Consider the following 263-nt stretch of genomic DNA (forward strand, 5'->3'; position numbering starts at 1 on the left):
TGTTTCTCTGTCATTTTTGTAGGATCTATTTCCAGTTTTAGGATGCTTTTGATTTTGTCAGAAAGTTTGCTTATAATCTGGCGGTCATCTATTTTTAATGCCTTAGTATAGTTATCCTTGATTATCCTCATGTCGTTATCACTCAATGCAATAACCTGTGGAAAAGATGGTACATAATTTTCATGAATATTTTCTAAAATGGTATGAGAGATATTGATGTTATTCTTGAGGGAAACTACAGCAGTTCCGGAAGCTATATCTCC

The 263-nt window shown here is 33.5% G+C and carries 1 pseudogene; it reads right to left on the minus strand.

Annotated features, from left to right (window positions below):
* A pseudogene (locus SB679_RS24795) lies at positions 1-263 on the minus strand (RDD family protein); the annotation flags it as partial.

The sequence above is a fragment of the Chryseobacterium sp. SIMBA_029 genome, assembly GCF_046535275.1.
Classification (GTDB): Bacteria; Bacteroidota; Bacteroidia; order Flavobacteriales; family Weeksellaceae; genus Chryseobacterium.